Origin of the sequence: Microbacterium horticulturae, from assembly GCF_029094505.1 — a bacterium.
GTDB lineage: Bacteria > Actinomycetota > Actinomycetes > Actinomycetales > Microbacteriaceae > Microbacterium > Microbacterium horticulturae.
The window spans coordinates 2,980,056-2,999,450 of record NZ_CP119108.1; the positions used below are offsets into that span (position 1 = coordinate 2,980,056).

The window sequence follows — 19,395 nt, forward strand, 5'->3', positions numbered from 1 at the left end:
TACTCATTGCGGCGGGCCTCCGCGGTCCCAATAGTCGCGCCATTCCTCGTTGTACGACCGAGTCGTCGCAGACGGCTCTATGTGTGTGAACGCATCTAGCACGTAGCGCAACTGGTCATGCCCCTCGCCATCGGGCGACACGAGCACGAGTGCTAGTCGGTGGCGGTCGCCTTGCGTCTGGGCGAAGGTGACTTCGTTGGTGGTGATGGTGAACGTGTCGGATCCCGCGATCCGCCCCTTCACCTCGATGTAGTGGATGCGTCCCTCGTCGTCATACGACTGGATGTCGTAGCCGGGGTTGTTCCGGGGCATCTCATGAGGCGTGCGGCCGAGCACGCGCTCAGCGGCGAGAACTGCCTCGACTGCGCGTCGCTCGACGATCTCGGTATCGCGCGCGAAGGTTTGGGGGGCGGCATCCTCACCACCCCGAGCGAGATGCTGACTCGGCACGACGAGCGCTGATCCGCGGATGACCGCGGGCAACGCGACGAGTTGCGTGCTTTCGTCGAGCGCGCGGAGCCGCTTCTCGAGTCGTTCGTCGAGCTGTCGAGCTCGTTGGAGCGCGGTTTCTGCGCGGATGCGGCCGATGGTGCCGGCGCGTTCGAGGGCTTCGAGGCGGTTGTGCTCGCGATCCCAGTGGTTGATCTCGGCGAGCAGTCGCTCTTTGACCTGCACGCGGGTGCGGTCGACGTCTACGGCGATCCGCGCGCTGAGCTCCTCCATGCGGGGTGCGAGTCCGTCGCGGTATGCCCACGCGCGGATGGATCGTTCGTGATCGCTCTTCGACCACTCGGCGTCAAGGACCGCCGCGATTGCATCGGCCTCGTCGGCGTCTGGTGCGTCGTAGTCGAGGTAGGGAGGCGCGGCGGCCAACGTCACGTCGCCTGCGGTGTCGAGGACGGGGTAGTCGAAGTGATGCGAGACGGTGTCGGGGTCGGGGGTGGCGTTCTGGATGCGCTGCTCGACCGCGTAAAGCAGTGCGGTTCGGTCGGACTGCTGTTCACGACGGTCGATGAACACTGTGCCCCGCTTGAGGACCGGGCCGAGGTCCTCAATGGTTAGCTCGATAATGGCCTGCAGCAACGGGTGGCCGGGTGCGAGCAGCGCCGCCTGAGTCTGGCCCTCGGGGCGAACATGCGCGGTCTCGAACGTGACCCGTTCATATCGCTCCGGCACGGGCGCCCACCGGTTGAGCCTGCGGGCGGTGTCGATGACACGCTGGGTCACGCGAGTGATCTCGTAGCGCCCCTTCTCGCGACGGCGGATGCGGCCGCCGAGGCGTTCGAAGGCGGGAATGAAGAAGGCTGCGATGTAGCCGGGTTGCAGCCGCCGTTCTCGGGCCTTCTCCATGCGCCCGCGAATGTCTTCGAGGTTGAGTGAGGAGTACATCTCGGGGTGCAGTGCGCGCTCGGCGACCATCGTGTCGAGGCCGTGAGCGACGCTCGCGTCGATGACGCGGTCCAGTTCGGCCTTCCGTTCGGGCTGGTCGCCGTAGCGGATCGCTTCGATCAGCAGTTCGCGGAGTGACTTCTCTTGGAAGGCATCCGTTTCGCCGAGGACGTTGAAGAGGTTGCCGTTGTACGCGATCGACATCTGGTCGATCTTCGACAGCAGGCGTGTGAAGACATCTCCTTCGCGGGTGTCTTTGGCGACCATGTTCCACAGGTGGCAGACCTCGCGCTGGCCGATGCGGTGGATGCGTCCGAAGCGTTGCTCGATGCGGTTCGGGTTCCACGGAAGGTCGTAGTTGACCATGAGATGTGCGCGTTGCAGGTTGAGGCCTTCGCCCGCTGCATCCGTCGCCAACAGTACGACGGTGTTGCGGTCGTAGGTGAACTGCTCGCGCGCAGCTTTGCGGTCTTCGCGGCGGGTGCCACCGTGAATGGTGATGACTGACTCGGGGCGTCCCAGTTGTGTCGTGATCTTCTGCCGCAGGTAGTCCAGCGTGTCCTTGTGCTCGGTGAAGATGATGATCTTGCGCGGCTCGCCGGAGTCGTCGTGGACGAGGAGCTGGTCGTCGAGGATCGCGCGCAGCTGCACCCACTTCTTGTCGTCGTCGAGCAGTCGAACTCGACGGGCGACACGGATGAGGTCTTCGAGGATCGCGATCTCCGCGCGGAGCTCTCCGATCGACTCCGCGGCGGTGGCGAGGTCCACGACTTCGTCGACGCGCGCTTCGAACTGTGCGCGCTCCTCCTCGGCGACCTCCTCGTCGAGGTCGTCGAACAGGTCGGGATCGAAGCTCGGAATCGTGTAGGACGCGTCCTCGAAGTCGAGAGTCACGCGGCCCGTCGACCACTGGTCGATGGTCGCGGTCATCGAGGTGCTGTACCGTGCCTCGTCGGTCGCGCGCTGCCATTCGCGCAGACGCGTCTCAAGTCTCACCTGGCGTCGCTCAAGCGATCGGAGGATCGCTTCGGGGCTCGAGGCGAGGCGTCTCTGCAGAACGGTGAGTGCGAACCCCACGTTGTTGCCGCGCTTCTTGTCGCCCGCCTGCGCGAGGCGTTCCGCGCGGCCCATCTCGGTGCGGACGTAGCCGGTGACGAGTTCGTACAGTTCGCGTTCTGCGTCGCTGAGCTCGTACTCGACCGTGTAGGCGCGGCGTTCCGGGAACAGAGGCTTGCCCTCGAAGGTGAGGAGCTCCTCCTTCACCATTCGGCGCATCAGTCCACGCGTGTCGGTCCGATGAACGCCGGCGCGGAACTGTCCCTCGAACCGATCCCGGTCCAGCAGCGACATGAACAGCTGGAAGTCCTCTTCCTTCCCGGCGTGCGGTGTCGCGGTCATCAGGAGGAAGTTGTGGGCGGTCTCAGCGAGCAGTCGGCCGAGCCGGAACCGCTTCGTCTCGTCGACTTGACCCGCCCAGGAGGAGTAATGCGCCGACATGCGGTGCGCCTCGTCTACAACGACCGCGTCCCACGTCACGTCGGAGAGCTGCTCGATCAGGTCGTCGCTGCGTGAGAGCTGATCCATCCGTGCGATGAGGAACGGGTGCTCCGCGAAAACGTTCCGGCCCTGCGCGTCGTCGACCATCTGGCGGTTGAAGATCTCGAACGAGAGATCGAACTTCTGCGACAGCTCTTCACGCCACTGCTCCACCAGGCCGCCGGGAGCGACGATCAGCGCACGCTCGCAATCGGCACGGAGGATGAGCTCCTTCAGATAGAGCCCGGCCATGATCGTCTTGCCGGCGCCGGGGTCGTCGGCGAGCAGGAACCGCAGCGGAATCCGTGGGAGGAGCTCTTCGTAGACCGCGCGGATCTGGTGTGGCAGTGGGTCGACGTCCGAACTATTCACCGCCGCCATCGGGTCGTAGAGCGCGGCGTACTTGATGCGCAGCGCCTCGGCCGCAAGCCGGAACTCGTGAGGGTCGCCGTCGAACGCGGGTGCGTTACCCAGCTCCGTGACTAGTTCCAGCTTGCCGGCATCCGCATCGGTGACCATGCGTTCACCGGTGCGGCCGGAGTCGTCACGGAAGAAAATCTCGACGAGTGCATCATCCAGCGGCGTCACGCCGACGAGCGTCACCGGCTGCCCGGGCATGACGCCACGCAGGCGTTGCCCAGCGCGCAGCGAGGCGAGCGTCACCGCAGGTTCATCCACGTGGTTCCTCCCCTGGAAAATGGCAAGTCGATCAGGATACGTCGCGCCGCCGACATCTCGGCCGGCAGAGTCAATCCGGCGATCCGGCATCCCCCTTGCGCACCCAGTCGTCGACCTCGCTCGCCTGGAACTTCCACAGACGCCCGACCTTGTGCGCCGGCATCCCCTTCTCGGAGATCCAGGCGTAGACCGTGTCTTTGGTCACGCCCAAGTGCTCAGCGATGTCGTCGGCAGAGAGCCACGGCTCGGACATTCACGCCCCCATGCGGATTGAGCCGGATGTATCCGGGTATGGCCGATCCTATCGGGAACCCTGACCGTCGTCGCCTTTGACTTGCTCGACGTCGTCGACGGCGGCCAGCAGTTCTTCGAGGTGCATGTGAAGTTCGTCGAAGGCCTGCATGAAGAACATCAAGTCCATGCTCGATGGCGGCGTGTCGTCCAGGTCGGCGATGACCTCCCGTGCCTCGCGGACTGCAGTCTGCAGCCGCGTCTCGATTTCAGGCAAGCCGCGGATCCAGGCGTCGATCACGCTGAACGGGATCGGCGCGAAGTCGTGAGCGTCGACGCCCACGTGGAACTGATGACCGTTCGGGCCGTGGTCGCGCGCGTGGGTGTGCCCGTGGAGGAGCGGGATGCCGTCGTCCCAGCGGGGGCGATGTGATGTGTGACGATCGGTGGGCTGGCTGTCGCCCGCGTAGGGATAGTGCGAGGCGATGATCCTGTACCCGTGGCGGGTTCCCTCGATGACCTCCGGGAGGATCTCCCAGCCCGCCGCTTCGTACATGGGCAGGAATCGCTCGATGGCTCTCTTCGACTGCGTCGCGGGCGAGACGCGGTCGTGGTTGCCGGGGACGAGGAGTCGGCGTCCGTGCAGGTGCGCGGTGAGCGGAAGGGATTCAGCGATCGCTCCGAGCGCGAGATCTCCCAGGTGCAGCACGACGGAGTCAGGAGCGACAACGTCGTTCCATCGGCCAATCAGCGCGGCATCCATCTCCGCGACGGTTGAGAAGGGACGGTCGGCGAGCTCGCTGATGCGGGCATGACTGAAGTGGGTGTCAGAGGTCACGAAGTCGACTTGGTCGAAGTCGAACCAGGGGTACTCACGCATCGCCAGGATCCGGGGCGTCGGGATCCATCTCGAAGGCTCGAAGCAGCGCTCGTTCGAGGTCGCTGACCGGCTCCGGCGGCATCCCAGCGATCTCGTCACGCAGCTGACCGAGAGCGGCCTCGATCGCGGTCCGATGCTCGTCGCGCCAGGCGCGAACGCTCGGATCGCGCAGGACTCCGTCGTCACGACTGCCCGGATAGTCGAGCAGGAGCTCGGTCTCGATCGCCGACGCCATTGCGCGTGCATCAACTGCGCTGGTCATGCGGAGAACCGAGAGGTGGGTCGCGGCGTCCGAGCCCGACACCTCGACGAGGTAGCGCTGGATATCGCCATCCTCGCCGTGCGTGGTAGCGACGAGCGAGACCGTGACCGTACGGCCTGCGATTGAGATCTCGCGCATGCTTCCTCCTCGACGTAGAACCGGCCAACCTATCAGGCGGTGATGGATCAGTCAGTCTCCGGCTCGGGATAGATTCGTCCCGGCCGTACGACGTCGTCGTGTCCGGGGATGAAGGCGATCGCGCCCAGTCGGGTCCAGTAGCTGATCAGCCAGCGTTGGATGAGCTCGGTCTGTTCGCGGCGTTCGAGGAGTGTCCGTCCCGGGTCTTCGATGACGTCGCCCCACGCGATGCTCGTGAACATCGCGTTCAAGAGTTCGGTGCACGACGGCCCAGTGCCATGTGTGTCCCACCATGCGATCGTCAACCTGCCGGCTTGGGCTGCGGTGCTGGATCCGGCGGGCTCCTCGATCGTTCCGATCAGGGCGGTGAGGTAGGGATCTTCCACCGCCATGACGAACGACTCCTGGTTGAGTTCCGCAGCGCCCATACAGTGCAGAATGCCATACAGATTAGGCCTCTCTTGGTAGTCGCGGACTGTCACCCGCAACGCCGAAGTGCCTCAGCGGATCGTGAGGTCGGGCGTCGCGCTGGGCAAGAGGTCCGTGAGCTGAACGTCGAGCACCTGAGCTACCGCCAGCAGAGTCTTGACGGTCGGATTCGCGGGAGTTCCGGGCTTCGACTCGCCCTTCTCGAGCTTCTGGTACGTGTAGCGGCTCAGGTTGGACTCGTACGCCACACGGTCCTGGCTGTACCCGACACGCGCTCGCTCCCGCTGGATGTTCTGGCCGAGCTCGCGAGCGTAGTGGTCCCACGCATCAGGCGAGGTCGCGGGAGAAGGCACCCCTCAAGCGTCACGATTAGGCCTCTGCAGTAAGGCCTAATCTGTATGGCAATCTCGATGGCTCTATGATCCGGCTCGGACACAAAGACGCCCTCCACGAGGGAGGGCGTCGGGCCACGGTTGGGATGAACAACCGGGCGGGGTGTATCCACACTATACACACGATCGCTGGTAGGAAGGTGATCACCTCGTGCACCGATTTGGAGTCGTCTGTTGTCAGCCTCACCCGTTCCTGGACCGCCGCACGAGCGCCTCATCGTCTACATCGACGGCTTCAACTTCTATCACGGCATGCACGACAAGTTCGGACGCTCGACGCTCTGGATCGACTTCGTCGCACTCGCGCAGAGCCTGCGCCCACGCAGCCACATCGTCGCGGTGAAGTACTTCACCGCACCTGTGCTGGGCGATGCGGGCGCGGCCAGTCGTCAGGCCTACCATCAGGCAGCCGTCGCTGCGCGTCACACCAACGTCTTCAGCGTCACGCAGGGCCGATATCAAGCGAAGACCGTGACGTGCTTCAACTGTCGCGCAACGCGTACGGTGCACGAGGAGAAGGAGACCGACGTCAACATCGCCGTTGCTCTTGTGGGCGACGCCGCTGCGAACGCGATGGACTCGGCACTGATCATCAGCGCCGACAGCGATCTTGCGCCCGCGGTCAGGGCGGCCAAACAATTCCGCCCGCACATGTTCATCGGCGCCGCCTTCCCACCCAAGCGGTTCTCGAGCGAACTCAAGCAGCTGATGCCCGCGTCGTCGCAGATCGGTCGCGACAAGATCCGCCAGGCTCTTCTGCCCGAGAGCTTCACCGTCGGCGCGACCACGTACACCCGACCTCCGAAGTGGCGATGACACGAGCAGCAGCAGCGCCCGTCATCCCCGGCGTGAGTCCGCGTTCGGGCGCTTCATCGGAGTGACGTTGTGGCTCGGGTCGTCGCCACGCAGCAACTGGTTCTCGACGTGCAGCTCGGCGATGGCGGTCGCGGCGATCGTCAGCTGTGCTTCGAGGCTGCTCACTCGCTCGCGGAGCTGTTTGATCTGGGCTGCACGATCGGCCAGCGAGCTTCGCAACGACTCGATCTCACGATCTCGCGGCTGGGACCCGTCGACGCGACGTGCCCACTCATCCATGACCGCAGTCGCACGGTTCATGGTGGCGCGGCTGACGCCAGCTTCGCGATAGAGGTTCTCCTTGATGAGGCGTCCGTCGGTGCGGATCGCCGCGCCGGCGAGCAGGCGCTCCATCGCGTCGCGCAGTCGGCGTTCGGTCGCGGCAGAGATCTCAGGCATCCGTGAACTTCCTCGTGATACGGCGAACGTCTTCAAGTTCTGTCTCGAGTTGTTCGCGATTGTGTGGTGCCATCTTTCGGTCGCGCAGCTTCGCGACGAGGTCGCGTTCCTCCGCGATCCAGATCGGCGCGTGCTCCTCGGTGACGACGGAATTGCCGCAGGCGGTGGGTCGGCAGCGATTAGGCATGACGCCTCCTGCGGCTGCTTCGGCGGGCAGCCCCTTCAAGCACGCCGCCTGCTCAGGGATGCCGAGGCAGTGGTTGACGGTTCCCCATCGGAGCGTGCTGAAGCGATCGCGCAGGAGTGCGCGCAGTGTGCGCTCGTCGCCGACTTTGACCTCGTTGCTTGCGACGGCCTCGACCTTCTCGAGCTCGCCTCGGAAGCGCTGTGCGCCTGCGCCTGCGAGCCTCATCTCGTGGTCTTGGTGAGAAGACCAGGCGCCGACCAACCGTGACGCGACAGCTTCCTGAAGCTCATGCTCGAACTCCGCGGCCCATTCCGGCGTCTCGCTCGCGTACCCGGAGGTCGTGCCGTTCGCGACGGCGCGTCGCGCTGCGTGCTTGAGCTGGATGCCGAGGGCGATCTCGCCGTCTGGCTGTTGCGCGGTGATCACGGCCATCGTCCGCCGGAACATGTGCGGCGCAAGATGGAACGCGGGGATCGATTCGAGACCGGCATCCGCGGATTGACCATTGAGTTGAGAGATGAACTGCTTCAGCTCGCTGTGACGATCGAACCGACCTGCTCCGTCGTGCGCTCGATGTTCACGTCGAACAGAGCTGAAGACGTCGTCGCCGAGAGCAAGTCGTTCCGCGACGGCGATTGCTTGCGCAACGGGTTCGATGATCCACCAGTTGCGTCGCTGGGTCCCACGCCGACCCTTCCGGAGCTGGGAGGTGACGGCGGGCGCCCCGTACGAGGTGGTGAGCGCTCCCTTCTTGATGCTCAGCAGTTCCGAGTCGCGCATCATCGTGAGAGCCGCGCAGAAGACGTAGCACGCGTTGCGGAGGAGCTTCAGTTGGACTCGGATCGTCGCCGGGTCGAATCCGTCGATCCACGGACCGACGGATCCATCGGCGCGTTCGATCGCCGTCGCTTGCGTGGCGAGCCCACCGCGCGCGGTCGCGAGCGTGCCGGAGCCGATCGCGTCGACGATGTCCTGACGTCGGCGGAGGACGTCAGGACGGTCCAACTCGGAGAACATCTGCTTGCTGTGCCCATCGGAGACGAGCAAGGAAAGAAGTGTCCAGTGGATCTCGCCCTCGCGGAATCTGCCGTACGTCATCCGATGCAGGGGCACCCGATTTCCGGGCGTTACGATCCATCGCGCGAGCGTGTCCTCGGGGTGTCGTACCTTCACGCGCTCGGCTTTGGGGCGGTCGAGCGCCGACCATTCCGCGGCGGCCGCAAAGATGTCGTGCGAGAACACGTTGATGTACTGCCAACACGCCCGCAGGAGCGGCCACCACACCTGCGGTGGAATCACCGGCGTGCTCAGCTCGGCGCTGGACTTCTGCCCGCTGAGCGCGATCGTGTGGAGATCTCCCCATGGACGGAATGGGATGCCTCCGCCAGAGAGGACTGCCGCGTAGGTGTGCAGTTCGCGAACAGCATCGACTGCTTGTCGCGTTCTGGAGGGGATCCCCATCGTCTTGACCTCAGTGAGGAAGCCGTCGAGGTGCGACTGATGGAGATCACGGAGTGGAGTGTCAGGGAGGTTGTCGGCGTACCACGCGGCGAACCGCTTCAGGCCCTCGAGCTTGGAACGGATCGTCTTCACATGGGCGGGCGTTGCTCGCAGATAGATCATCTGCCCGCGCAGCACGGGATGCACGGGGTTGAGAAGTGCCATTGCGAGTTCGCGAGCACGAAGGTTCCACTCACCGATGAACGAGTCGAACAACAGCACCGCGGAATGGCGGCCCGCAGCAGGGTTCCACCCCAGGGCGCTGAGGTCCCAGCGATCCTCATCTCCGAAGAAGGGGATGGGGAAGTCATGTTCGAGGTGTCGATCTGAGATGACCGCCGTGTCGCTCGCCCAGTAGTCGCTCGCGAACAGCGACACCGGCTCGGCAGAGTACTCGCGATCGACGCTCACAGGTGGACTCCTCTCTGGGAGAGCGGCACATGGACAGAGGCGGTCTCGCACGCCGTCCGCGCGTTCTCGATCTCCGTCGGGGAGAACTCGTGGAGGATGCGTTCGACGTTGACCAACTGCTGACCGTGTACCGCCGCGAACTGGGCCGGGGGCATCTCGTTCTCGTGACCGCGGAGAATCTCTCGGTACGCGAGGACTCGCGGCAGGTGATCTGCGAACACGATCGCGTTCGGGCACGCGAAGCACATCGATGGCCGATGCTCGCAGAGCCGCCCCGCCGGCGTGAAGGGCGATTCGTACGGTGACGTGCACTGAGTCACGTTGATTCCCTGGTCGGTGGCGCTCGAGGCCAACTCGGCGGCTGCGGCAGCACCCAGGTCGCCTGCTGCGTCGTCGACGGTGCTGGCCGCAGCACGAACGAAGACCGGCCCTCGTACTCGATCGAACACCTGACTCTGCGCCGCGTTCACTGCGTTGCCGGCCAGAACATGCACGGTTGTCGACTGCGCGTAATGGCGTTGGTAGACAGCGATGCTGTGGTCGTCTCCCGCCGCGGCGTCAGCGCTGCGGAGCACTGCTGCACGAACACTCTTCACTGTCTTACGTAGCCGGCGGGAATCGTATGGCTTTGATATCTCGGGCGAGATCGACATCAGAAGCGACGTGAAGGGGCGGCGCGAGAATGACTCCTGGCGCGCGACGAGATGCCTGGACGCGGTGCGCTGCACGGTGATGAACAAGGCGTCCGCGTCGGAGCAGCCCACCTCCTTTGCCTCCTCCCGAGCTGCCTCGGTGACAGCGATCAGGCGAAGTATGAGATCCCCTGCTCTCCACCCGGTGCCATCGCGAGACCCGGTGATCGCGCATCGCACGGTTCGAGTTCGGTGGGCTCGCGCCTTGTGGAGCCGTACGCGGACCGAGTCTGTCGTGTGCTCGATGTCTGTGAGTCGAACGTCCGACCACTCTTCCGGCGCCGCACCACTCTCCAACTGCAGGAGTGTGCGAAACGCAACGAGGTCCTCGCTGGACGGATAGAGGTGGGTCAGTAGTCGTCGCGTGATCCGGCCGGCATTGGCGCGGACCGGTGACTGTTCGAGCGCGAAGTCGTCGTGGAGGTCGTCGAGCACACCTGATGCGCACGCGCGGAGGACATCAGCCTCGATCGACGCTCCGGGACGTCGTCCGAGATGGCGAATGCCCCACAGGACATCGGCGCTTCGTTCCCACCCTGTGCTTCGGGGATCGTCTGCGCTGGCGAGCAGCCGACGTCCGACTGCCAGACGAGCCTCCAATTCGCGGATTCGGGCGCGGCAGGCGTTGCGAATCGCGAGTCGCTCCGCGTTCGAGAACTCATCGAGCGGCGTGGAGTCGCCGCCCTGGTGCAGCACGTGCGCCTGCGCCCAACGGAGCGTGGCGTCGCTGACGTCACGACCGTTCGCTGCGTGGACGCGGACGAGAGCGCGGATCTGTCTGCCGTACTTGTACGGGATCGCGCTCTCCGGCGGGTAGTTGCCGGCCAACGCGGATTCCCACGCGTGCAACGCGTCGATGAGGGCGAGTCCCGGTGTTGCGAGACTCACAGTTCGCGGGCAAGCGTCAGGTAGACCGCGCAGGAGGCTCATCAGCGCCCGGCGGTACTGATACGCGGTGCCGTCGGTGTGACCCATGGCTCGACGCATGTCGATCAGCGCATCCGCGAGCTCAGCCGCAAGGACGGCGTGTGCGAAGTCGAGCGGGGCGAGTGTTCCATCGACGTTCGCGGTCGGAAGAACGAACTGCATCTGCCGCGGGGTGAGGTCGATGTTCGTCACACGACGTTCCGATCAGCGAGGACTGCGTCGGCGTATGTCATGCCCTCGTCGCTCCAGCTCTCGAATACGTCCTGGATGAGCGCATCGGTGTCCTCGATGTAGCGCAGGTAGACCATTGTCGTCGCCGGGTTCGAGTGCCCCAGCAGCCGCTGCACTGTAAGTCGCGGGTTGATGGCGATGTGTTCGGAGATCGTGGCTGGTCCCACGTTGCCTGCCCGTCGCTCCGCCTCGCGGGCCAGCGCCACATCGGTCAGCGATTTCAGGAGCACGACAGCGAAAGTGTGGCGCAGATCGTGCGGGGTGATCCGTGCACGGCGACCGCCCATCTCGTCCTGAGCGAGCCTCAGAGCACGCCCGCTTGCAGCCTCGAACGTCGCGTGCCATTGCCTGCGGCTGATCGGCAAACCGCCTCGACCGACGAACAGCCCCAGCGCCTCCAGCCCGTGGTCCCGCTCGATGACGGCAATTCGTCGCAGGTGCGGAGGCAGCTGGTGCAGCCGCCATCTCGATCGCCGCCCATTCACCCGGCCTCGCAGGACGCCTGCCGACACGTCGATCTCGTCGACGATGAAGAGCTCGGAGCGGCGTCGCCAGAGGGAGGCAGCTGACGCGCGGACGACTGCTCGGCGCTCCGTCTGCCGGTAGAGATCGACCGCCCGAAGCGTCGTGAGGGGGACGTGGACGCGTCGACGCTTCTGGTACTTCGCGCACGCCTCGAGCAAGACGGAGATGCCGGTGCCCGTCGGCGGCGGGACTTCAGCGTCGAGCAGTGTGGAGAACTCACCGAGGCGCATCCCCGTCGTCACGGCCAGCTGCGCGCCCGCCTTTGAACGCAGGCTCGTTGTGCCCCGCCAACTCTCGTCCAGATCGCCCGCGGCGGTTCGTCCGCCGAGACCGACGTCGAGGAACGTGCGCCACTGCGCCTGCGTCAGCGGCCGAATGTCGGGCTCGCTCCTCCAACGCATCCGGAGCGGCGACGACCTTCCGATGGTGATCCACGGTTCGCGCTGGATCTGCCCGGTCTGAGTGAGCAGCTGATAGATCCCGCGGATCACGACCACGTCGCGTCGCCACGTCGCCGGCGACACCGGGCGCTCGGAACCGCTCAGCCGCCATTCGCGGAACGCGACGATGTCGTCGCTCGACGCATGGATGACGTCGGTCTGTCGCGTGGCGAGGAACGACGCAAACCGCATGGCGTCGTATGCGTACGCGCGAAGCGTCGCCGGGTCTGTCGACGCTGCGACGATCCGGAAGTACGTCAACCACGGCTCAACCGGCCGCCACCGATCGTCAAGAAGGATCGGCATCCCCGCGGGGAGCGAACGGGTGCGCGAGCAGATGTCTATGGCGCGCGCGTCGAAGTCGGCGGAGGGGGCGAGTTGGTGGTCGATGAAACGCAGATGCATCATGCTCCGGGGGTGCAGTCGGGTGGGTCGTTGAGACACTGACCGAACGTACACATAACGGCCTGCGGGTCGGGCAACTTCCTCATTCCCGTCCTCGAGCGCAAGTTCGCCGCGGTACGGGCCCGGCACGGGCGTAGCGAGTTCGAGAAGCAGCACTACGCGCTGTTCGCACTGATGTGCATCTACGGCATCGAGTTGCTGCCAGACAACGCAGCGGAGTGCCGCGAGAACCTTAAGGGTACTTTCGCCCGGTTTCTTTCGCCCTCGGAGCAATGGCTCCGTGCGGCCGATACCGTGCTCGCCGCGAACATCGTGCAGGGCGATGCCCTGAAGATGATGGATGCCGCGGGCCAGCCGATCGTCTTCCCCGAGTGGGGCTACCTCGGACGTGGCCGCTACCAGCGACGGGACTTCCGCTACGACAGCCTCACGCAGCGAGCCGCCGCGTCGAAGGGACTGTTCGCACACTTCGAAGAACACGAGATCTTCACGCCGGTGCGCACATACCCGCCGATGTCGGTGGCCGACCTCGCGGCTGTGCCGGTCGCCCCGCGAGCGCAGCGAGTCGAAACGACCGAGGCCGGCGCATGAGCGTCCCCGTCATCGACGGCAAGGCTTCCTTCGCTCTTCGCGGCCACAACCCCGACGTACTGACCTGCATCGCGAATCTCTCCAACGACGAGGTATTCACCCCACCCGAGCTGGCGAACCAGATGCTCGACACGGTGGCGGACGCCTGGGCTGAGGCGCACGACGGCGCAAGTATCTGGAGCGATCCCGACGTGACGTTCCTCGACCCATTCACGAAGTCGGGCGTCTTCCTGCGCGAGATCACGCGGCGTCTCACCGAGGGGCTTGCAGAGCAGATCCCTGATCTCTGGAAGCGCGTCGACCACATTCTTACGAAGCAGGTTTACGGCATCGGGATCACGCGGCTGACGGCACTGCTCGCGCGACGCAGCGTCTATTGCTCGAAGGATGCCACGGGCGAGCACTCGATCGCGACCTCGTTCGACCGCGACTGGGGCAACATCTGGTTCGAGCGCACCGAGCACACCTGGGCTGGCGACAAGTGTGCGTATTGCGGAGCCAGCAAGCAGGCGTATGACCGCGCGGGTGATCTCGAGACCCACGCCTACGCCTTCATCCACACCACCGATATCAAGAAGCGCCTCGCGCACATGTTTGGAGCCGACGTGCAGTTCGACGTCATTATCGGGAATCCGCCTTACCAGCTGGGGGAGAGCGGCGGGGAGGCGGTCGGAAGCTTCGCGATGCCTGTGTACCAGAAGTTCGTCGACGTGGCCAAGCAGCTCGAGCCTCGCTTCCTCGAGATGGTGACACCGTCCCGGTGGTTTGCCGGTGGTCGAGGATTGGCTGAATTCCGCGCGGAAATGCTCGGAGACCGGCGGCTCAAGGCGCTCGTTGACTACCCCGACTCGCGTGACGTGTTCGCGGGCGTGGATATCGCGGGCGGGGTGTCTTATTTTCTCTGGGATCGAGCGTGGGATGGTGCTTGCGAAGTCTCGACGGTTATCGACGGAGTCGCGGAAACGCCGATGTCACGCTATCTGGATGAATACGATCTGCTGGTAAGAAGCAACCGTGCGGTATCTATACTCCACAAGGTGCTCACAGTCTCTGCAGGCGCGGAGTTCGCGAGCCTAGCCAGCGTCGTTGCGCCGATCCAGCCGTTCAGCATCCGGACCAATTTCCGAGGAGCAGAGACCTCAGCTGAAATGGTCGATCCCGTAAAGATCTACCAGAACGGCGGTTTCGGCTGGATCGAACGGACAGCGATCCCGAGGAACGTCGAATGGGTCGATCAATGGAAAGTCATCGTCAGCGGCGCTGTGCCCGCCGGGGGCAGACCCGATGCTCGTGGCCAGCTCTACGGACTGATCGGCATTCGGGTTCTCGCGCCGGGAACCGCCTGTACCGAGACCTATCTCGTGGCAAACCGCTTCAGCACCGAGCAGGATGCGACGCGGTTCGCGAACTACATCAGGACCAAGTTCGTTCGTTTCCTCGTCTCAGTGCGCACGAACACCCATCACCTGTACAGCGAGCGATTCGCCTTCGTCCCCGACCTCCCGATGGATCGGGTGTGGACCGACCAGGAGCTGTACGAGAAGTACGCGCTCAGCGACATCGAGGTCTCCTACATCGAGTCGGCCATGCGAGCAAGCGAGCCCGCCGATGCCTAAATCCGTCGATGAGCTCCTCCCCGAGAAGCACACGCGGCGGCCGCGTATCTACGCCTATGCGATCCACGACGATGCGCACGCCGGATTGCTGAAGGTCGGGCAGACGACGCAGCTCGTGAAGGCCCGCGTCGCGCAGCAGCTCAAGACCGCAGCAATCGAGAACTTCGAGATAGTCCTCGATGAGCCCGCTGACCGGCCCGACGGCAGCATCTTCACGGACTTCGAAGTGCGTGACCGCCTGAGAGCCAAGGGCTTCGAGAAGACGACACTCGAGTGGATGCGATGCACGGTGGAAGACGTGCGCACGGCCATCGCTGAGCTGCGCGTGAACAAGGCGTACTCGGGCACGCACCACCTCGATTTCGCCATGCGCGACGAGCAGCGCGAGGCGGTCGAGAAGACCTCTTGGTACTTCCAGTCCCGGTGGGCCGAAGACACCGATGCCGTTCCGGAGTTCCTCTGGAACGCGAAGATGCGCTTCGGCAAGACGTTCACCGCGTACCAGCTCGCGAAGAAGCTCGGGTCGAAGCGTATCCTCGTCGTGACGTTCAAGCCTGCGGTCGAAGACTCATGGAAGACCGACCTCGAATCGCACGTCGACTTCGACGGGTGGACGTACATGTCGCACAAGGCCGGAGTCGATCCGAGCAAGGTCGATGCGCAGCATCCACTCGTCTTCTTCGGTTCGTTCCAGGACCTGTTGGGCCGTGACACCGCCGGCAACTTCAAGGCCAAGCACAAGTGGCTGACGGCCGTCGAATGGGACCTCGTGATCTTTGACGAGTACCACTTCGGCGCATGGCGCGACACAGCCAAAGAGCTGTTTGAGGGCGAAGACGAGGCATCGCGCAAGAAGGAGATGAAGCTCGAGTTCAGTGACGCGCAGGAGACCTTCGCCGACGAGCTCGAGGTGCAGAACGCTGATGAAGACGCGTTCGTGCCGATCCGCGCCGGCGCGTACCTGTATCTGTCAGGTACGCCGTTCAAGGCGCTCGCGACGGGACGGTTCATCGAAGAGCAGATCTTCAACTGGACCTACACCGACGAGCAGCGCGCGAAGGCGCAGTTCGTCATCGATCACCCGGGCGACCCGAATCCGTACGCCGCGCTGCCCGAGATGCGGCTGCTGACCTACCAGATGCCCGACGAGCTCATCTCCATCGCGAGTCAGGGCGAGTTCGATGAGTTCGACCTGAACGCGTTCTTCGAGGCGAAGGGCGACGGGGCTGAGGCCGAGTTCGCGCACAAGGACGACGTGCAGAAGTGGCTCGACATCATCCGAGGTGCGTATCTGCCGACGCAGGTCGATGCGCTGAAGGCAGGTACCAAGCCGCCGTTCCCTTACTCCGACACACGGCTGCTTCCTTACCTGCAGCATTCGATCTGGATGCTGCCGCGCACCGCATCGTGCGCGGCGATGAAGAACCTGCTCGCCGAACCGCAGAACGCGTTCTGGCGTGACTACCGAGTCATGAACGTCTCTGCGCCCGATGTCGGCGTCGGGCTCGACGCCCTGCCGCCGGTGCGCAAGGCCATCGGCAGCGGGTTCGACACGAAGACCATCACGCTCACGGTGGGAAAGCTCACCACCGGGGTGACGGTGCCGCAGTGGTCATCGATTCTCATGCTGCGCAACCTCAGCGCGCCCGAGTCGTACTTCCAGGCCGCGTTCCGCGTGCAGTCGCCGTGGGTGATCCGCAACCCGAACGGCGACGACCCGCATGCCGAAGACATCCTCAAGCCCGTCTGCTTCGTCTTCGACTTCGCACCGACCCGGGCGCTGCGGCAGATCAGTGAGTACGGCACCGGTCTCGCGCCCGATGAGCCGAACCCCGAGCACGCGGTCGAAGAGCTGGTGAAGTTCCTGCCGGTGCTCGCCTACGACGGGTCGAACATGACGCAGGTGGATGCCGGGGGCATCCTCGACATCGCCATGTCGGGAACCTCCGCGACCTTGCTTGCGCGCAAGTGGGAGTCGGCAGTGCTCGTCAACGTCGACAACCTCACGCTGAAGAGGATCATGGGCTCAGCCGAAGCCATGGAAGCCGTGATGAACATCGAGGGCTTCCGCGCCCTCGGCTCGAACGTGTTCGAAACTGTCGTCAACAAGAGCGAAGCGGTCAGCAAGACCAAGAAGGAGAAGGGCGACGACCTCACTTCCGGCGAGAAGAAGGAGCTCTCGGCCGAAGAGAAGGAGTACAAGTCGAAGCGCAAGCAGATCCAGGAGAAGCTGATCAAGTTCGCGACCCGGATCCCCGCGTTCATGTACCTCACGGACTATCGCGAGAACACGCTCTACGACGTCATCACCAAGATCGAGCCCGGGCTCTTCAAAGCCGTCACGGGGCTCACAGTCGAAGACTTCAACCTGCTGGTCTCACTCGGCGTCTTCAACGCCGGACACATGAACCAGGCCGTGTTCGCATTCCGTCGGTACGAAGACGCCTCGCTGTCATACACCGGCATCGACTCGCACGACGGACTGACCCACTACGGGCTGTACGACACGGTCGTCGCCGTCGATCAGCCGGCGTGAGACGCAACGTCTGAGGGGCGGTCAGCCAGGCGTGTTCGCATCCACTCCCGCAAGCCCGGGTCGCTGACGTACACGAACGTACCGCGGATGCCGCGGGTGAGAAGGACTCCGTATATGTTGCGGATGTAGACGAGGAGCTCATCGTCGGTGTACGTCTTCTTCGTGTACCCGTTGTTCTCCTTACCTTTGCGATCCATGTACGACGCACGGTCGATGAAGATCCGCCCCGTCGCCGGGTCACGGCGCAGGTCGGGTCCGATGATGACGCCGGCGTAGTTGAGGTCATACCCCTGCACGGTGTGGATCGAGCCGACCTCGTCGATCGCGCCGGGTGCGCTGATCCAGTCGGTAGGTACGCTGTTCCACCGCATCCGCTCCCCGTCGAGCTCGATGTCGAAGGCGGTCTTGTCCTTCTTCGAACGCCACTTCCACGCGTAGCCGGCGACCATGCGGGCCAGTCCGTGCGCGGCATCCATTCGTCGGATCTCGCGCCGCATCGCGCCGACATCATCGAAGAATCGGAGGTCGTACTCACCGAGATCGGGCACCGGCACGGCGTCACCACGCAGCAGCCGACGGATGTACCCGACATAGTCTGCCTCGACCTTCACCCGCATCTGGGTCAGCAGTCGGAACCGGCGATGCGCACGCCCGGCCTCCCGCAGGATCGTCGCGACCGTCTCGTACGGAAGGTCTGCCGGACGCACCGTCTGCTCGGCGTCCATCAGGAGCACCTGATGCCGGCTGCGCGAGGTGATCCAGTCGAGCTGCGTGTACCGCACGTCATCCGCGCCGAAGAGCCGCTCGTTGACAGTGGCAAACCGGGTGTTCATCGGGCCCGAGCCCTGGCTGGCCCGCTGACTCAGACGATGCGCCTCGTCGACGATGAGCAAGTCGAACGGCTCGCCGGCATCGGCGACCTCCCACGGCGACAGGACCATCTGCGCGCGCAACTTCGGTGTCTTCTTGAAGACCCGTCTGACGGATTCGCGGAGAGACTGTTGGGGAATGACCAGCCCCATCCGGATGCCCGCGAGCATCTCTCGGTAACCCTCCGCGAAGAACTCCGCGAAACGCCCATCGGGATCGGTGTCGGTATCGGTGCTCTCGGCGATGTCGGCGATGAGCTTCATCAGGTAGATCGCGACGACGGTCTTGCCGGTGCCAGGCTGCCCCTCGACCACCGACTGCGTCGTCGAGCTCGGCTGTTCGAGATCGGCCAGCAGCGCTTCGAGAATCTGCTCGACGGCCACCGCCTGCGTCTCGGTCAGCGCCTTGAACGGTGAGAGCTTGAACAGGTCGGAGTTCTCGATCTGCGCGATCGAACGCGTGAACAGGCCACGCGCGTGCAGCTCGTCGAAGACCGCACGGAACGACGAACGGTAGCGATCGCGGTTGTAGTACTGCGCATCGGTGATGCCTTCGTTGCCGTTGAGGACCGACCGGATGCCGTCACCGGCGAACCATCGGATCAGATGCGATTCGAGGTCGAGGCAGGCCGACTTGTTGAACTCGTCGTCGATGATCACGCGCACGTCGCGAAGGCCCATGCCTCGCTTCGGTCCGTCGAGGTGCTGCTTCATGCGAGCCGCGGCATTGATGGTCTCACCGACGTAGACAGCGCCGGCCCCGCTTCCGGGACCGTCGATCACGTAGACGACCGGCCAATTGCGGTGCCGCGGGCTCAGTTCGGCCCACACCCCGACGGCTGCTCTGTCGAAATCGATCGGCTCGATGCTAAAGGGCGTCATACTTCGTGCTCCGTCCCCGCGCCCTGTCGACGGGGTACTTACGCCGCGTGAGCTCGAGTTTCTCGAGCACGATCGCGTCAGGGTCCACGTCGAGCCGATCTGCGAGGAGCAGACAATAGGTCAGCACATCGGCGAGCTCTTCACGGACCCGGCCGGTGTCGGCATCCGGCCCCCACTGAAAGCATTCGAGAAGCTCGCCGGCCTCGATCGCGACGCTCTTCGCGAGATTCTCAGGCGAGTGGAACTGCGCCCAGTCACGTTCGGCGATGAACTCCCGAAGCGTCTGCCTCACGTTCTCCGTCACCACGATGCGACCGTACCAGGAGGGCGTCGACCGTGGGCCTGTGCGTGCGCCGCGGCGAGCGTCGTTTCGACTCGCTTCGCGCGCTCAACG

The 19,395-nt window shown here is 64.5% G+C and carries 16 protein-coding genes; 4 read left to right on the forward strand and 12 right to left on the reverse strand.

Annotation, left to right across the window (positions count from 1 at the left end):
- Positions 1–3: 3 nt before the first annotated feature.
- From PU630_RS14115 to PU630_RS14140, 6 genes are all read right to left on the reverse strand, one after another.
- The gene (locus tag PU630_RS14115; protein ID WP_275277691.1) at positions 4–3,603 is read right to left on the reverse strand and encodes a helicase-related protein; all 3,600 of its coding nucleotides are present in this window, start codon (positions 3,601–3,603) and stop codon (positions 4–6) included.
- A 70-nt stretch (positions 3,604–3,673) separates the two neighbouring features.
- Positions 3,674–3,856 (reverse strand): helix-turn-helix domain-containing protein, encoded by a 183-nt coding sequence (locus PU630_RS14120; protein ID WP_275277692.1) that lies wholly within the window; start codon positions 3,854–3,856, stop codon positions 3,674–3,676.
- Between the two features lie 48 nt (positions 3,857–3,904).
- On the reverse strand, positions 3,905–4,714 hold the full coding sequence (locus PU630_RS14125) for a hypothetical protein (protein WP_275277693.1): 810 nt from the start codon (positions 4,712–4,714) through the stop codon (positions 3,905–3,907).
- Complete coding sequence (locus tag PU630_RS14130; protein ID WP_275277694.1) at positions 4,707–5,114, reverse strand: hypothetical protein; 408 nt, start codon at positions 5,112–5,114, stop codon at positions 4,707–4,709. Before PU630_RS14130 ends, PU630_RS14125 begins: the two co-directional genes overlap by 8 nt.
- Before the next feature lie 47 nt (positions 5,115–5,161).
- Positions 5,162–5,542 (reverse strand): hypothetical protein, encoded by a 381-nt coding sequence (locus tag PU630_RS14135; protein WP_275277695.1) that lies wholly within the window; start codon positions 5,540–5,542, stop codon positions 5,162–5,164.
- A 72-nt stretch (positions 5,543–5,614) separates the two neighbouring features.
- Positions 5,615–5,896, reverse strand: a complete 282-nt coding sequence (locus PU630_RS14140) for a helix-turn-helix domain-containing protein (protein WP_269268607.1) — start codon at positions 5,894–5,896, stop codon at positions 5,615–5,617.
- A 213-nt stretch (positions 5,897–6,109) separates the two neighbouring features.
- Here PU630_RS14140 and PU630_RS14145 point away from each other — a divergent pair, with 213 nt between their 5' ends.
- Positions 6,110–6,751, forward strand: a complete 642-nt coding sequence (locus PU630_RS14145) for an NYN domain-containing protein (RefSeq protein WP_036295197.1) — start codon at positions 6,110–6,112, stop codon at positions 6,749–6,751.
- A 21-nt stretch (positions 6,752–6,772) separates the two neighbouring features.
- On the opposite strand, the gene PU630_RS14150 is transcribed toward PU630_RS14145, so the two are convergent.
- Genes PU630_RS14150 through PU630_RS14165 form a run of 4 tightly spaced genes read right to left on the reverse strand, consistent with a single transcriptional unit; the run spans position 6,773 to position 12,510 of the window.
- Positions 6,773–7,189, reverse strand: coding sequence for a hypothetical protein (locus tag PU630_RS14150; protein ID WP_275277696.1), 417 nt, complete (start codon positions 7,187–7,189; stop codon positions 6,773–6,775).
- Positions 7,182–9,287: a hypothetical protein gene (locus PU630_RS14155; protein WP_275277697.1), complete on the reverse strand. Its 2,106-nt coding sequence runs from the start codon at positions 9,285–9,287 to the stop codon at positions 7,182–7,184. The genes PU630_RS14150 and PU630_RS14155 overlap by 8 nt, the downstream gene beginning before the upstream one ends.
- On the reverse strand, positions 9,284–11,098 hold the full coding sequence (locus PU630_RS14160) for a hypothetical protein (RefSeq protein WP_275277698.1): 1,815 nt from the start codon (positions 11,096–11,098) through the stop codon (positions 9,284–9,286). The genes PU630_RS14155 and PU630_RS14160 overlap by 4 nt, the downstream gene beginning before the upstream one ends.
- Positions 11,095–12,510, reverse strand: coding sequence for a tyrosine-type recombinase/integrase (locus tag PU630_RS14165; protein WP_275277699.1), 1,416 nt, complete (start codon positions 12,508–12,510; stop codon positions 11,095–11,097). Before PU630_RS14165 ends, PU630_RS14160 begins: the two co-directional genes overlap by 4 nt.
- Before the next feature lie 291 nt (positions 12,511–12,801).
- On the opposite strand from PU630_RS14165, the gene PU630_RS14170 reads away from it, so the two are divergent.
- The 3 genes from PU630_RS14170 to PU630_RS14180 are packed head-to-tail and all read left to right on the forward strand — an operon-like array spanning position 12,802 to position 17,250.
- On the forward strand, positions 12,802–13,098 hold the full coding sequence (locus PU630_RS14170) for a hypothetical protein (protein ID WP_275277700.1): 297 nt from the start codon (positions 12,802–12,804) through the stop codon (positions 13,096–13,098).
- The gene (locus PU630_RS14175) at positions 13,095–14,714 is read left to right on the forward strand and encodes an Eco57I restriction-modification methylase domain-containing protein (protein ID WP_275277701.1); all 1,620 of its coding nucleotides are present in this window, start codon (positions 13,095–13,097) and stop codon (positions 14,712–14,714) included. The genes PU630_RS14170 and PU630_RS14175 overlap by 4 nt, the downstream gene beginning before the upstream one ends.
- Positions 14,707–17,250: a DEAD/DEAH box helicase family protein gene (locus PU630_RS14180; protein WP_275277702.1), complete on the forward strand. Its 2,544-nt coding sequence runs from the start codon at positions 14,707–14,709 to the stop codon at positions 17,248–17,250. Before PU630_RS14175 ends, PU630_RS14180 begins: the two co-directional genes overlap by 8 nt.
- On the opposite strand, the gene PU630_RS14185 is transcribed toward PU630_RS14180, so the two are convergent.
- Together PU630_RS14185 and PU630_RS14190 are read right to left on the reverse strand one after the other, a co-directional pair.
- Positions 17,238–19,001, reverse strand: coding sequence for a DUF2075 domain-containing protein (locus PU630_RS14185; protein ID WP_275277703.1), 1,764 nt, complete (start codon positions 18,999–19,001; stop codon positions 17,238–17,240). The two genes, PU630_RS14180 and PU630_RS14185, sit on opposite strands and share 13 nt — an antisense overlap.
- Positions 18,988–19,308, reverse strand: coding sequence for a nucleotide pyrophosphohydrolase (locus tag PU630_RS14190; RefSeq protein WP_275277704.1), 321 nt, complete (start codon positions 19,306–19,308; stop codon positions 18,988–18,990). Before PU630_RS14190 ends, PU630_RS14185 begins: the two co-directional genes overlap by 14 nt.
- Between the last annotated feature and the right edge of the window lie 87 nt (positions 19,309–19,395).

Excerpts from the sequence above, each read along its gene's own strand:
- PU630_RS14135 (WP_275277695.1), bottom strand. The coding sequence starts at position 5,542 with ATGGGCGCTGCGGAACTCAACCAGGAGTCGTTCGTCATGGCGGTGGAA.
- PU630_RS14130 (WP_275277694.1), bottom strand. The coding sequence starts at position 5,114 with ATGCGCGAGATCTCAATCGCAGGCCGTACGGTCACGGTCTCGCTCGTC.
- PU630_RS14125 (WP_275277693.1), bottom strand. The coding sequence starts at position 4,714 with ATGCGTGAGTACCCCTGGTTCGACTTCGACCAAGTCGACTTCGTGACC.
- PU630_RS14120 (WP_275277692.1), bottom strand. The coding sequence starts at position 3,856 with ATGTCCGAGCCGTGGCTCTCTGCCGACGACATCGCTGAGCACTTGGGC.
- PU630_RS14180 (WP_275277702.1), top strand. The coding sequence starts at position 14,707 with ATGCCTAAATCCGTCGATGAGCTCCTCCCCGAGAAGCACACGCGGCGG.
- PU630_RS14175 (WP_275277701.1), top strand. The coding sequence starts at position 13,095 with ATGAGCGTCCCCGTCATCGACGGCAAGGCTTCCTTCGCTCTTCGCGGC.
- PU630_RS14185 (WP_275277703.1), bottom strand. The coding sequence starts at position 19,001 with ATGACGCCCTTTAGCATCGAGCCGATCGATTTCGACAGAGCAGCCGTC.
- PU630_RS14150 (WP_275277696.1), bottom strand. The coding sequence starts at position 7,189 with ATGCCTGAGATCTCTGCCGCGACCGAACGCCGACTGCGCGACGCGATG.
- PU630_RS14165 (WP_275277699.1), bottom strand. The coding sequence starts at position 12,510 with ATGATGCATCTGCGTTTCATCGACCACCAACTCGCCCCCTCCGCCGAC.